Source organism: Pseudomonas hydrolytica, from assembly GCF_021495345.1.
GTDB classification, from domain to species: Bacteria; Pseudomonadota; Gammaproteobacteria; order Pseudomonadales; family Pseudomonadaceae; genus Aquipseudomonas; species Aquipseudomonas hydrolytica.
Window position 1 is genome coordinate 4,201,762 of record NZ_CP099397.1, and the last position, 13,344, is coordinate 4,215,105.

The following is a 13,344-nucleotide window of genomic DNA, read 5'->3' on the forward strand; positions in this document are numbered from 1 at the left end:
ATGACGACCGAAAGCATGGCCGGCGAAGAAGCCGGCAACGACTACCGGCAGATCCTCGACCAGGGCTACCTGCCCATCCGCGAGGTGGCGCGCAGCACCGGCATCAATGCCGTCACCCTGCGCGCTTGGGAACGCCGCTACGGCCTGATCGTGCCGTACCGCACGCCCAAGGGGCACCGCCTCTACTCACCGGCCAACCTCGAGCGCATCCACGCCATCCTCGCCTGGCTGGCGCGGGGCGTGGCGGTGGGCCAGGTCAAGGCCCTGCTCGACCACGGCCATACGCCGCAGGCGCCGAGCACCGACAACTGGAGCCGCCAGCGCAACGAGCTGCTGGAGTGCATCACCGAGCTCAACGAGCGGCGTCTGGACGAGCGCTTCAATGCCGCGCTGGCGCTGTATCCGGCCAGCACCCTGGCCGAACAGCTGCTCTGGCCGCTGTTCGGCGATCTGCGCCAGCGCTGGCAGGGCCAGTTCGGTGCACGGCTGGAGCAGGTGTTCTTCTTCTCCTGGCTGCGCAGCAAGCTGGCCACCCGCATCTACCACGGCAACCGTCAGCTCGGCGGGGCGCCGCTGCTGCTGATCAACCTCGGCGAGGCGCCGATGGAGCCGGGGCTGTGGCTCAGCGCCTGGCTGGCCAGCGCCAGCGATTGCCCGGTGGAGGTGTTCGACTGGCCGCTGCCGCCTGGCGAACTGCTGACCGCCGTCGAGCAGATCGCCCCGCGCGCGCTGCTGCTGTACGCCGAGCAGACGCTGGACGGCGCTCTGCTGCGCCGCCACCTGCCACGCCTGGCCGCACAGAGCCCGGTACCGGTGCTGATCGCCGGCCCGTCGGCCCACATTCACCGCGACGCGTTGGCCGACCTGCAGTCGGCGGTCGACCCGCTCGCCGCGCACGCCTGGCTGCAGCGTCACGGCCTGCTCGGCGCCCGAGAGGTAAACTCATGCAGCAACTGATGTGGTTCCGCAGCGACCTGCGGATCGATGACAACACCGCGCTGAGCCAGGCCATGAGCAGGGGCTCGACCATAGCGCTGTACCTGGTCACCCCCGGCCAGTGGCAGCGCCATGACGATGCCCCGTGCAAGGTCGACTTCTGGCTGCGCAACCTGGCCCAGCTGAGCCGGGCGCTGGCCGCCCTCAACGTGCCGTTGCTGATTCGTCAGTGCGAGGACTGGAACCAGGCGCCGGCCGTGATCGCCGAGGTCTGCCACCAGCACAACGTCTGCGCGGTGCATGCCAACGAGGAGTACGGCATCAACGAAAGCCTGCGCGACCGCTGCGTGGCCGCCTACCTGGCCCAGCAGGACATCGCCTGGCACAGCCATCTCGACCAGCTGCTGTTCAAGCCCGGCAGCATCCTGACCCGCTCCGGCGGCTACTTCCAGGTCTACAGCCAGTTCCGCAAGGTCTGCTACGAGCACCTGCACATGGCCCTGCCCGGCCGGGTCGCCCGGCCCGTGGCGCAGGCGCCCACGCCCCTCGCCAGCGACGCGATTCCCCAGGCCGTGGACGGCTTCGCGATGCCCAGCGAGCAGCTGCGCAGCCTCTGGCCGGCCGGCGAAGAGGCCGCCCGCCAGCGCCTGGAGCGCTTCGCCGACGAGCAGATCGGCTACTACAAGGATGAACGCGACTTCCCCGCGCTGCCCGGCACCAGCCAGCTGTCGCCCTACCTGGCAGCCGGCGTGCTGTCGCCGCGTCAATGCCTGCACGCCGCACTGGCCGCCAACCGCGGCGAGTTCGACAGCGGCAATGCGGGCGTCGTCACCTGGGTCAACGAACTGCTCTGGCGCGAGTTCTACAAGCACATCCTGGTGGGCTACCCGCGCGTCTCGCGGCATCGCGCCTTCCGCCCGGAAACCGAGGCCGTGGCCTGGCGCCGCGCGCCCGAGGAACTGGCCGCCTGGCAGCAGGGCCGCACCGGCCTGCCGATCATCGATGCCGCCATGCGCCAGCTGCTCGAGACCGGCTGGATGCACAACCGCCTGCGCATGATCGTCGCTATGTTCCTGACCAAGAACCTGCTGATCGACTGGCGCGAGGGCGAGCGCTTCTTCATGCGCCACCTGATCGACGGCGACCTGGCGGCGAACAATGGCGGCTGGCAGTGGAGCGCCTCCACCGGTACCGATGCGGCGCCCTACTTCCGCATCTTCAACCCCATCAGCCAGTCGCAGAAGTTCGACCCCGAGGGACGCTTCATCCGCCACTGGCTGCCGGAGCTGGCCGGCCTGAACAAGCGCGACATCCATGACCCGGCCAGCCTCGGCGGGCTGTTCGCCCCGGCCGGCTATCCACGGCCGATCGTCGATCTGTCGCGCTCGCGCGAACGCGCCCTGGCGGCGTTCAGAAACCTCGGCCAGGAGGTGCCCGCATGAGCGACTTCCTGGCCAGCTTCGCCACGCGCTTCGCCGCGCTGAACAAGGACAACCTCGAGTTGCTCGGCGAGCTGTACAGCGACGACGTGCTGTTTCGCGATCCGCTGCATGAGGTGCACGGCCTCACCGCCGTGCGCCGCTACTTCGCCGAGCTGTACGCCAATGTCGAGGCGCTGCGCTTCGAGTTCCACGGTTACGACCAGGTGGCGGAAGGCGAAGGCTACCTACGCTGGACCATGCGCTACCGCCATCCGCGTCTGCGCGGCGGCGCCGAGATCGCGGTGGAGGGTTGCTCGCACCTGCTCTGGCGCGACCGCGTCTATCGGCACCGCGACTACTTCGACGCCGGTGCCCTGCTCTACGAGCACCTGCCCGTACTCGGCAGCGTGATCGCCTGGCTGAAACGGAGGCTGGCATGAAACGTATCTGGCTGACCGGCGCCAGCAGCGGCATCGGTGCCGCACTGGCGGAAGAACTGCTGCGCGCCGGCCACCGCCTGGCGCTCAGCGCGCGCAGCAGCGGCCCGCTGCAGGCGTTCGCCGCCCGCTATGGCGAGCGGGTGCTGGTGGCCCCGGGCGACCTGACCGACGCCGAGCAGGTGCGCGCCATCGGCGAGCGCATCGAGCAGGTGTGGGGCGCCCTGGATTGCGTGATCCTCAATGCCGGCACCTGCGAGTACGTCGAGGTGCGCCAGTTCGAGGCCGCGATGATCGAGCGGGTGATGCGCGCCAACCTGTTCTCCGCCGGCTACTGCATCGAGGCCGCCCTGCCCCTGCTGCGCCGCGGCGAAGGCCCGCATCTGGTCGGCGTCGGCAGCTCGGTGACCTTCATGCCGCTGCCCCGTGCCGAAGCCTACGGCGCCTCCAAGGCAGCCATGCGCTACCTGCTGCAGACCCTGCGCATCGACCTGGCGGCCGAGGGCATCGACGTTACCCTGGTCAGCCCCGGTTTCGTCGACACGCCGCTGACGCAGAAGAACGACTTCCCCATGCCCATGCGCTGGCCGGTGGAGCGCGCCGCACGGTACATCGCCGAACGCCTGGACAAGCGCCCGCACGAAATCGCCTTCCCTACTCCCTTCATCGCCGTACTGAAACTGCTCGGCAGCCTGCCCAGCAGGCTGCAACTGGCCATCGGCCGTCGCCTGGCGCGTAACGAGGACACTCCATGAAGATCGCCATCATCGGCAGCGGCATCGCCGGGCTCACCTGCGCCTACCTGCTCAATCGCAAGCACGACATCCAGGTGTTCGAGGCCAGCGACTGGGTCGGCGGCCATACCCACACCGTGGACGTCGAGGTGAATGGCCAGCGCTACGCCATCGACACCGGTTTCATCGTGTTCAACGACTGGACCTACCCCAACTTCATCCGCCTGCTGGAACAGATCGGGGTCGGCTACAAGCCCACCGAGATGAGCTTCTCGGTCAGCGATCCGGCCAGCGGCGTGGAGTACAACGGGCACAGCCTCAATACCCTGTTCGCCCAGCGCAGCAACCTGCTGTCGCCGGCCTTCTGGGGCATGCTGCGCGACATCCTGCGCTTCAACCGCGAAACCCAGGACGACCTCGCCAGCGGGCGCATCGGCAGCGATCTGACGCTGGGCGCGTACCTGGAGCGCAACGGCTACGGGCGCCGCTTCATCGAGCATTACGTGGTGCCGATGGGCTCGGCCATCTGGTCGATGTCGCTGCAGGACATGCTCGGGTTTCCCCTGCAGTTCTTCGTGCGCTTCTGCAAGAACCACGGCCTGCTGTCGGTCAACGACCGGCCGCAATGGCAGGTGATCGAAGGTGGCTCGCGCAGCTACGTGGCGCCGCTGAGTGCCAGCTTCGCCGAACGCATCCGCCTGAACTGCCCGGTGACGCGAGTCGAGCGTGACCAGAGTGGGGTGACGCTGCACAGCGCCGCCGGCAGCGAACGCTTCGACAAGGTGGTGTTTGCCTGCCACAGCGATCAGGCCCTGGCCCTGCTGGACAAGCCCAGCCAGGACGAGCAGGACATCCTCGGCGCCCTGCCCTACGCCGACAACGACGTGGTGCTGCACACCGACACGCGCCTGCTGCCGAGCCGCAAGCTGGCCTGGGCCAGCTGGAACTATCGCCTCGGCGGTCCCAGCAGCCAGCCGGCCGCGGTCACCTACAACATGAACATCCTGCAGGGCATCGCGGCGGATACCACCTTCTGCGTCAGCCTCAACCAGACCGCCGCCATCGACCCGAGCAAGATTCTCGCGCGCTTCCAGTATGCCCATCCGCAATACAGCCTGGCCGGCACCGCCGCCCAGGCGCGCTGGGAAGAATTGCTCGGCGCCCAGCACAGCTACTACTGCGGCGCCTACTGGGCCAACGGCTTTCACGAGGACGGGGTGATCAGTGCGCTGCGCGTGGCCCGCGCCTTCGGTGAGGCGCTGTGATGCACAGCGCCCTGTACAGCGGCTGGGTGCAGCATCGCCGCTTCGCCCCGCGCGCCCATGCCTTTCGCTATCGCATGGGTCTGTTGTACCTCGACCTGAGCGAACAGGCGCAGCTGTTCGCCCTCTCCAAGCTGGCCGGCGCCGGCCGCTTCGCGCCATTCGCCTTCCGTGAAACCGACTACCTGCCCGAGTCCACCCGCCAGGGCATGGCGCTGCACGAGGCCGTGCGCAATCGGGTAGAGCAGGCACTGGGCACGCGCCCGCAAGGTCGCATCTGCGTGCTGACGCAGCCGCGCAGCTGGGGCCTGGCCTTCAACCCGGTGAGCATCTTCTACTGTCACGACGCCGCAGAGCGCCTGGTGGCCATCCTCTGCGAAGTCAGCAATACGCCATGGCGCGAGCGTTATCACTACGTGCTGCCGGCCGATGGTGAGGGGCGCCACCAGGTCAGCGTGGACAAGGCCTTCCACGTTTCGCCCTTTCTGCCGCGTGAGCTGGAGTACCGCATGAGCTTCAGCGCGGTGGGCGAACGCCTCGGCGTGCACATGGCCGACTGGCAGGGTGCGACCAAGCTGTTCGACGCCAGCCTCAGCCTGCACCGCCAGCCTCTGGATCGCGCCAGCCTGCACCGCTATCTGCTCAGCTTTCCCTGGATGACCGGCAAGACCCTGGCGGCCATCTACTGGCAGGCGCTGCGCCTGCTGTTCAAGCGCATACCGATCTTCGACCACTCCCCCGCGGAAGGCAGCTTCCGCGTTGCCCGCCCGCACGTGAAGGACTCGCCCCATGAAGAGCTCTAGTCTGACCCCCACCAGAAGCCTGGTACGCAGTGGCAACGGCATTGGTGCCAGCCTGCTGCGGCGTGCCGTCCTGCGCCAGCTGGAAAACCTGCACCACGGCCAGCTGCTGATTCAGGAAGGCAGCGAAACTCTGCATTTCGGCACGCCGCAGAGCGAGCTGCGTGCCGAGATCAGGGTGAACGACCCGGCCGTCTGGGGCCTGGTGGCCGGCAATGGCTCCATCGGCGCGGGCGAGGCCTATATCCACGGCTACTGGAGCACGCCGGAGCTGACCGCGGTAATCCGCGTGTTCGTTGCCAACCTCGATGTGCTGGACGCCATGGAAGGCGGCCTGGCCCGCCTCGGCCGCCCGCTGATTCGCGGCCTGCACTGGCTCAACCGCAACACGCGCCAGGGCTCGCGGCGCAACATCGCCGCTCACTACGATCTGGGCAACGAGCTGTTCGAGCAGTTTCTCGACCCCACCATGATGTACTCGGCGGCCATGTTCCGCGGCGCGGACGACAGCCTGGAGCAGGCGCAGCTCAACAAGCTCGAACGCATCTGCCAGAAGCTCGACCTCAAGCCCACCGACCACCTGCTGGAGATCGGCACCGGCTGGGGCAGCATGGCCATCCATGCCGCCACCCGCTACGGCTGCCGGGTGACCACCACCACACTGTCGCGCGAGCAGCACGCGCATACCCACAAGCGCATCCGCGAGCTGGGCCTGGAAGACCGCATCACCCTGCTGCTGGAGGACTATCGCGACCTCGAGGGTCAGTACGACAAGCTGGTCTCCATCGAAATGATCGAGGCGGTCGGCCACCGCTTCCTGCCCACCTATTTCCAGCAGTGCGCGCGCCTGCTCAAGCCCCAGGGGCTGATGCTGCTGCAGGCCATCACCATCCGCGATCAGCGCTACGAGCAGGCGTGCAGGTCGGTGGACTTCATCCAGCGCTACATCTTCCCCGGCGGCGCGCTGCCCTCGGTGCACAAGATGCTGGAAGTGGTGACCCGGCATACCGACCTCAACCTGCACCACATGGAGGACTTCGGTCTGCACTACGCGCGCACCCTGCGCCAGTGGCACGACAACCTGCGCAACGCCAGGCAGCGTCTGGAGCAGCTGGGCTACGACGATTACTTCTACCGGCTATGGGAGTTCTACCTGTGCTATTGCGAGGGAGGCTTCCTCGAACGCACCATTGGCACCGCCCAACTGCTGCTGGCCAAGCCGGCGGCTCGCCCTGCTCCCCTGTTAGGAAACTTCGATGCCTAAGCTGATCGCCAATGCCCTCCTGTTCCAGCTCGGCTGGCTGATCTGCGTGTTTGCCGGCGACAGCCTGTGGCTGCTGCCGGTGGCGGCGATCGTTGCCGTGCACCTGCTGTGGGTCAGTAGCTGGGCGGCCGAGGGCAAGCTGCTGCTCAGCGTGTTTCTCGCCGGTAGCGCGCTGGACAGCTTCCTGCTCAACCTCGGCGTGTTCGATTTCGGCGAGCCGCGCCAGCTGATCCCGCTGTGGCTGGCCCTGCTCTGGCTGCTGCTGGCCACCACCCTGAATCATTGCCTGGCCTGGACCGCGCAGCCCTGGTGGCGCGGCAGCCTGCTCGGCGCCGTCGCCGCGCCACTGGCCTACTACGGTGGCGCGCAGATCGCCGGGGTCACCCTGCCGCTCGGCACCTGGCCGACCCTGGCCATTCTGGCCGCGGTCTGGGCGGTGGTGATGCCGGTGCTGCACGGCTTCGCCAAGCTGTATCGCGCGCAGTACGAACAGCGCCTGCGCCTGCAGCAGAGGTGATGCCAGCGTCGCCGGGCTGACGAACGCCGAACGAAAAAGGCCGGGCATCGCTGCCCGGCCTTTTTTGTCTGCCGAAACGGATCAGAAACTGGTGCGGTAGTGCAGGGTGTACGCTTCGGCACCGTCGTTGGGGTTCTTCAGGCCGGCGTTGGAATAGTGCACGGCGCGCAGGCCGATCTCCTGGCCAGCGAAACGCAGGCCGACGCCGATGCGATCCTCGAACTGGAACGAAGAGCCCAGTTTGTTGCTTTCCAGCTCGGTGCTGGAGAAGGCGGCAACACCGATGCCCGCTTCGATGTACGGGCGCACGTTCTGCCCGGCGAATTCGTAGACGAACACCGGGGAGAACGACAGGCTGTGGTTGCTCGCCGTCTCGTCACCGTCCCAGTAGGTATACCCCAGGTCCCAATAACCGGTGAGGCGGCCATAGCTGCTCTGCAGCCAGCTGCTGTCCCAGTCCCACTGAGCCCCCAGGCGATACACCATGGTGGAATCGCCGCTCTGGCCGATGGCAGCGGTCACGTCCGCAGCCTGTACTGCCCCCAACTGCCCCACGGTCAAAGCTGCAAAGGCAGCCACAGCGCATAGCTTCTTCATGAACTATTCCTTCTCGAGAAGTGAGCTTGAACGAGTGTTCCAGATTGCAATCATAGAGACCGCTGTTGTTAGCAAAGGTCCCAATAAAACTAGTTCGCATATTTAAAATACGTGAACTTGCGCCTGTTCGCCCAGTAGCAGCGGCAATACCGCCTGCATGCGCTGTATATCGCCACTGCTCCAGTAGCGGGTCGCCTGCGCCGGCGGCGTGGCCAGCAGCTCGTGCTGCCCGAGCAGGCGCTGCAACTGGCGCGCCACCGCCGCACCGGTGTCGATCAGGCTCACCGAGTCCGGCACCAGGCTGTGCAGCAGCGGCTTGAGGAAGGGGTAATGGGTGCACCCCAGAATGAGCGTGTCGCAGCCCTCGGCCAGCAGCGGCTCGACATAGCCCTGCAGCAGCTCGCGGGTGGCCGGCGCCTGCAGCGCACCAGCCTCGATGCACTCCACCAACCCCGGGCAAGGCTGGGTGATCACTCGCACGTCGCTGGCGAAACGGTCGAGCAGCGCGGCGAACTTGGCGCTTTTCAAGGTACCGGTGGTGGCCAGCACCCCGACCACGCCGCTGCGCGTCGCCGCCGCCGCCGGTTTTACCGCCGGCTCCATGCCGACGATGGGCAACTGCGGATAACGCTCGCGCAGCTCGGCAGCCGCCGCCGCGGTGGCGGTATTGCAGGCCAGCACCAGCGCCTTGGCGCCCTGCGCCAGCAGGTGCTCGGTGATCAGCACGCAGCGCTCGCGAATGTACTCCGCGCTCTTCTCGCCATAGGGCACGTGGCCGCTGTCGGCGACATAGAGCAGCGACTCATTGGGCAGCAGCTGGCGAATCTCGCGCAGCACCGACAGGCCGCCGACCCCCGAATCGAAAACGCCGACCGGCGCCTGCGACTGATTCATTTCAAATCATCCCCACGACTACGCAGCCTTTCCTTAGCGCCCACCGCACACCTCGCAGACTGGGTCGCGCTTGACCCGCAACTCGCGAAAGCGCGTACCCAGCGCATCGATCAGCAGCAGGCGCCCCACCAGCGGCTCGCCGAAACCGGCCAGCAGCTTGAGTGCCTCCAGCGCCTGCAGGCTGCCCACCAGGCCCACCAGCGGGCCGACCACGCCGGCCTCGCTGCAGGTCAGCTCGGCTTCGCTGCCATGACCGTACAAGCAGTGATAGCAGGGGCTGGCGGCGTTGCGCGGATCGAACACCGAGAGCTGCCCCTCAAGGCGAATCGCCGCGCCGGATACCAGCGGCTTGCCGGCTGCGACGCAAGCAGCGTTGACCGCCTCGCGGGTGGAAAAGTTGTCCGAGCAGTCCAGCACCAGATCGACGCCACTCACCGCGGCGGCCAGCGAGTCGGCGTCCAGCGCCTGACGATGCGGCACCAGCGTGATCTGCGGGTTGATCGCGGCCAGGCGCGCCATGGCCGAGTCCACCTTGGCCTGGCCAACGCTGGCGGTGTCGTGGGCGATCTGCCGCTGCAGGTTGGTCAGGTCCACCGTATCGAAGTCGGCCAGGTGCAGCTCGCCGACTCCGGCCGCGGCCAGGTACAGCGCCACCGGCGAGCCGAGACCGCCCATGCCGACGATCAGCACGCGGCCGTGTTTCAGGCGCAACTGGCCGTCCACATCGATCTGTTTCAGCAGGATCTGCCGGCTGTAGCGCAGCAGTTCGTCATCGCTCAGCATATCGTCACTCATGGTCGAAACGTCCCAGACTGATGCGCTCATGGCCGCCCAGGTCACGCCGGCTGTGCACCTCGGCGAAGCCGGCGGCGGCAACTAGCCCGCGCACCGCCTCGGCCTGGTCGAAACCGTGCTCCAGCAGCAACCAGCCCCCCGTCAGCAGGTGCGCCGGCGCGGCCTGGATGATGGCACGAATGTCATCCAACCCGTCGCTGCCGGCCACCAGGGCACTGCTCGGCTCGAAGCGCACGTCGCCTTCGTTCAGGTGGCGGTCGTCGGCGCGGATATAGGGCGGGTTGCTCAGAATCAGACCGTAGCGCTGCCCGCTCAGGGCAGAGAACCAATGGCTATGCACGAACGCAGCGTTGTCCAGTTGCAGGCGCTGACGGTTGCGCTCTGCCAGGGCCACGGCGTCCTCGACGCGGTCCACGCCGGTCACCTGCCAGGTCGGACGTTCGCTGGCCAGGGCCAGGGCGATGGCGCCGGTGCCGGTGCCCAGGTCCAGCACGGTCAAAGGTGTCGCCGGCAGCAGCTCGAGCGCGGTTTCCACCAGCAGCTCGGTGTCAGGGCGCGGGATCAGGGTATGCGGCGCCACCTCCAGCTCCAGGCTCCAGAAACCCTGGTGGCCGAGGATATAGGCCACCGGTTCGCCCTGACGGCGACGCATTAGATTCGCCTGGAATAGCGCCTGCTGCTCATCATCCAGCTCGCGCTCCGGCCAGGTGCGCAGGTAGCTGCGCGGTTTGCCCAGCGCGGCCGCCAGCAGCAACTCGGCGTCCAGCCGCGGGGTGGGCGAGTCGGGCAGGTCGGCGTTGTCGAGCAGGGATTCGATGGTGGCCATGGTTCATCCTGACTGCTTTTCTCCCCTCTCCCGCTTGCGGGGCTTGAGCGGAAATAGCGAAGCATCGCTTCGCCCGCTCAAGCGCCCTGAGCTCTGCGAGGGGCTGGGGCGCAGAGCGGGGGCCGGGGGAGAGGGTGTGCCGTTGCGCCCCCTCTCCCTAACCCTCTCCCCGAGGGGAGAGGGGACTGTTCGGCGCTACGTTGGCGCTTGCTGTCAGCTCTTCCCGGATTACATCCGGGCTACGGTGCGCACGGCGCACCCTACGCGGCGCGAGCCATGCGCACCGCGGCAATCAATCGCCCAGCGCCGCCAGCTGGTCGGCCTGGTACTCGGCCAGCAACGGCTCGATCACTGCCTCCACGCCGCCGGCCATGACTTCGCTCAGCGAATACAGGGTCAGGTTGATGCGGTGATCGGTGACCCGGCCCTGCGGGAAGTTGTAGGTGCGGATGCGCTCGGAGCGATCGCCCGAGCCCACCAGCAGCTTGCGCGTCTCGGAGATTTCCTTGTGCGCCGCCGCTTCCTGCTGGTCCTGCAGCTTGGCCGCCAGCCAGGCCATGGCCTTGGCGCGGTTCTTGTGCTGCGAGCGTTCTTCCTGGCATTCCACCACGGTCCCGGTGGGAATGTGGGTGATGCGGATCGCCGAGTCGGTGGTGTTGACGTGCTGGCCGCCAGCGCCGGAGCTGCGGTAGGTATCGACGCGCAGATCGGCCGGGTTGATCTCGATGGCGGCCTGCTCATCCGGCTCCGGCAGCACCGCCACGGTGCAGGCGGAGGTATGGATGCGGCCCTGGGATTCGGTTTCCGGCACGCGCTGCACGCGATGGGCGCCGGACTCGAACTTGAGCTTGGCGTAGACGTTCTCACCCTCGACGCGAGCGATGACCTCCTTGAAGCCGCCGTGCTCGCCCTCGTTGGCCGACAGCACCTCGACGCGCCAACCCTGCTTCTCGGCGTAGCGCGAGTACATGCGGAACAGGTCGCCGGAGAAGATCGCCGCCTCGTCGCCGCCGGTGCCGGCGCGCACTTCCAGGTAGACGTTGCGGCCGTCGTTGGGGTCCTTGGGCAGCAGCATGCGCTGCAGCTTGTCTTCCAGGGTGGTCAGCGCTTCCTTGGCCTGGGCCACTTCTTCTTCGGCCATCTCGCGCAGGTCCGGGTCGCTTTCCTTGAGCAGCGCCTGGGCCCCTTCGAGGTCGCTCTGCACCTTGCGCAGCTCGCGGAAGGTGGCGATCACCGGCTCGATCTCGGCGTATTCCTTGGAATAGGCGCGAAACTGGGTCTGCTTGGAGATCACCTCGGCATCGCCAAGCAGCGCCGTGAGTTCCTCGAAGCGGTCGCTGAGGTTGTCCAGCTTGTTCAACAGTGAAGCTTTCATTGCAGACCCTTGTCCTGCGGCGCGCCCTCGTCGAGGGCGAATAATTCCTGGGCCAGGCTGAGCGCGTCGATGCGCCCCTCGGCGGTGAGTTTCTTCATGCGCACGCTGGGCGCATGCAGCAGCTTGTTGGTCAGGCCGCGGGCCAGTTGCGCCAGTACGTCTTCGGCATTGGCACCGTTGACCAGCATGCGCTGGGCCTTGGCCAGTTCCTCGTCGCGCAGCCGCTCGGCCTGCTGGCGGTAGGCCTTGAGCACGTCGACCGCGGCCAGCTCGCGCAGGCGCTGCATGAAATCTTCGGTGCCGGCGGCCACCAGCTCCTCGGCGGCCTGCGCCGCGCCCTGGCGGCTCTTGAGGTTTTCCTCGATGACTTCGTGCAGGTCATCGACGGTATAGAGATAGACGTCATCCAGCTCGCCCACCTGTGGCTCGATATCGCGCGGCACGGCGATGTCGACCATGAAGATCGGCTTGTGCTTGCGCTTTTTCAGCGCACTTTCCACCGCGCCCTTGCCGAGAATCGGCAGTTGGCTGGCAGTGGAGCTGATGACGATGTCACTGTGCGCCAATTCGTCGGGAATGTCCGAGAGCAGCACGGCATGAGCGCCGAACTGCTCGGCCAGCTGACTGGCGCGCTCCAGGGTACGGTTGGCGACGACGATGCGCTTGATGCCCTGATCGTGCAGGTGACGCGCCACCAGGCTGATGGTTTCGCCGGCGCCGATCAGCAGCGCCTGGCTGCGGTGCAGGTCGGCGAAGATCTGCTTGGCCAGGCTGACCGCGGCGAAGGCCACGGAAACCGGGTTCTCGCCGATGGCGGTGTCGGTGCGCACGGTCTTGGCGGTACTGAAGGTGGCCTGGAACAGCCGGCCGAGCAGCGGGCCGACGGTGCCGGCCTCACGCGCCACGGCATAGGCGGACTTGAGCTGGCCGAGAATCTGCGGCTCGCCGAGCACCATGGAATCCAGACCACAGGCCACGCGCATCATATGGCGCACCGCGTCCTGCTCGCTGTGCACGTAGGCACAGGCGCGCAGCTCGTCCAGGCTCAGGCGGTGATAGTCGGCCAGCCACTTGAGCACTTCGTCGCTGCTCAGCTGGTCCTGTTCCAGGTACAGCTCGCTGCGATTGCAGGTGGAGAGGATCGCCGCTTCGCGACTGGGGGTGAGCCGGCACAGCTGCTGCAACGCCTCGACCAGCTGCTCCGGGGTGAAGGCAACGCGCTCGCGCACCTCTACCGAGGCGGTCTTGTGGTTGATACCGAGGGCGATAAAGGCCATGCAGGGTCGCTGAGGGGCAGTACGGAAGCCGGCAATTGTCCTACTTCGCCCCGGCGAGAACAACTCCCGCGACCTATTGTCCCAATAGACGGTTCGCCGCATCGTCCTGGCCTGTGGGCTTGCTCCGAGGCTTGTGTCATGATGCCGCGAACGTCGCAGGGCAGGCGCCTACCTGGCCGCCGCCCGGAAATAACGCAGCACAAGGCACT

At 67.1% G+C, this 13,344-nt stretch carries 14 protein-coding genes; 8 read left to right on the forward strand and 6 right to left on the reverse strand.

Annotation, left to right across the window (positions count from 1 at the left end):
* The 8 genes from L1F06_RS19690 to L1F06_RS19725 are packed head-to-tail and all read left to right on the forward strand — an operon-like array spanning position 1 to position 7,371.
* Complete coding sequence (locus tag L1F06_RS19690; RefSeq protein WP_129481783.1) at positions 1-957, forward strand: MerR family transcriptional regulator; 957 nt, start codon at positions 1-3, stop codon at positions 955-957.
* A complete protein-coding gene (gene phrB / locus L1F06_RS19695) occupies positions 945-2,378 on the forward strand; it encodes a deoxyribodipyrimidine photo-lyase (RefSeq protein ID WP_129481784.1) in 1,434 nt (477 codons plus the stop codon). The genes L1F06_RS19690 and phrB overlap by 13 nt, the downstream gene beginning before the upstream one ends.
* Entirely contained in the window at positions 2,375-2,797 is a 423-nt protein-coding gene (locus tag L1F06_RS19700) for a nuclear transport factor 2 family protein (RefSeq protein WP_003246973.1), read from the forward strand. The genes phrB and L1F06_RS19700 overlap by 4 nt, the downstream gene beginning before the upstream one ends.
* Positions 2,794-3,549 carry an SDR family NAD(P)-dependent oxidoreductase gene (locus L1F06_RS19705; RefSeq protein ID WP_129481785.1) on the forward strand — a complete coding sequence of 252 codons (756 nt, stop codon included), beginning with the start codon at positions 2,794-2,796 and terminating at the stop codon, positions 3,547-3,549. The genes L1F06_RS19700 and L1F06_RS19705 overlap by 4 nt, the downstream gene beginning before the upstream one ends.
* Positions 3,546-4,793, forward strand: a complete 1,248-nt coding sequence (locus tag L1F06_RS19710; protein WP_129481786.1) for an NAD(P)/FAD-dependent oxidoreductase — start codon at positions 3,546-3,548, stop codon at positions 4,791-4,793. The genes L1F06_RS19705 and L1F06_RS19710 overlap by 4 nt, the downstream gene beginning before the upstream one ends.
* Complete coding sequence (locus tag L1F06_RS19715) at positions 4,793-5,593, forward strand: DUF1365 domain-containing protein (protein WP_129481787.1); 801 nt, start codon at positions 4,793-4,795, stop codon at positions 5,591-5,593. Before L1F06_RS19710 ends, L1F06_RS19715 begins: the two co-directional genes overlap by 1 nt.
* Positions 5,580-6,854 (forward strand): SAM-dependent methyltransferase, encoded by a 1,275-nt coding sequence (locus tag L1F06_RS19720; RefSeq protein ID WP_003246977.1) that lies wholly within the window; start codon positions 5,580-5,582, stop codon positions 6,852-6,854. The genes L1F06_RS19715 and L1F06_RS19720 overlap by 14 nt, the downstream gene beginning before the upstream one ends.
* A complete protein-coding gene (locus L1F06_RS19725) occupies positions 6,847-7,371 on the forward strand; it encodes a DUF2878 domain-containing protein (RefSeq protein WP_011921128.1) in 525 nt (174 codons plus the stop codon). Before L1F06_RS19720 ends, L1F06_RS19725 begins: the two co-directional genes overlap by 8 nt.
* An 81-nt stretch (positions 7,372-7,452) precedes the next feature.
* On the opposite strand, the gene L1F06_RS19730 is transcribed toward L1F06_RS19725, so the two are convergent.
* The 6 genes from L1F06_RS19730 to hemA form a co-directional block, all read right to left on the reverse strand.
* Positions 7,453-7,968 (reverse strand): acyloxyacyl hydrolase, encoded by a 516-nt coding sequence (locus tag L1F06_RS19730; RefSeq protein WP_003246979.1) that lies wholly within the window; start codon positions 7,966-7,968, stop codon positions 7,453-7,455.
* 102 nt (positions 7,969-8,070) lie between these two features.
* Positions 8,071-8,862: a glutamate racemase gene (gene murI / locus L1F06_RS19735; RefSeq protein ID WP_129481788.1), complete on the reverse strand. Its 792-nt coding sequence runs from the start codon at positions 8,860-8,862 to the stop codon at positions 8,071-8,073.
* A gap of 33 nt (positions 8,863-8,895) precedes the next feature.
* Complete coding sequence (locus L1F06_RS19740; protein ID WP_129481827.1) at positions 8,896-9,645, reverse strand: molybdopterin-synthase adenylyltransferase MoeB; 750 nt, start codon at positions 9,643-9,645, stop codon at positions 8,896-8,898.
* Positions 9,646-9,649: 4 nt separating this feature from the next.
* Positions 9,650-10,483, reverse strand: a complete 834-nt coding sequence (gene prmC / locus L1F06_RS19745; RefSeq protein WP_129481789.1) for a peptide chain release factor N(5)-glutamine methyltransferase — start codon at positions 10,481-10,483, stop codon at positions 9,650-9,652.
* A 292-nt stretch (positions 10,484-10,775) separates the two neighbouring features.
* Positions 10,776-11,858 carry a peptide chain release factor 1 gene (gene prfA / locus L1F06_RS19750; RefSeq protein ID WP_129481790.1) on the reverse strand — a complete coding sequence of 361 codons (1,083 nt, stop codon included), beginning with the start codon at positions 11,856-11,858 and terminating at the stop codon, positions 10,776-10,778.
* Positions 11,855-13,135 (reverse strand): glutamyl-tRNA reductase, encoded by a 1,281-nt coding sequence (gene hemA / locus L1F06_RS19755; protein ID WP_129481791.1) that lies wholly within the window; start codon positions 13,133-13,135, stop codon positions 11,855-11,857. Before hemA ends, prfA begins: the two co-directional genes overlap by 4 nt.
* Positions 13,136-13,344: the final 209 nt, after the last annotated feature.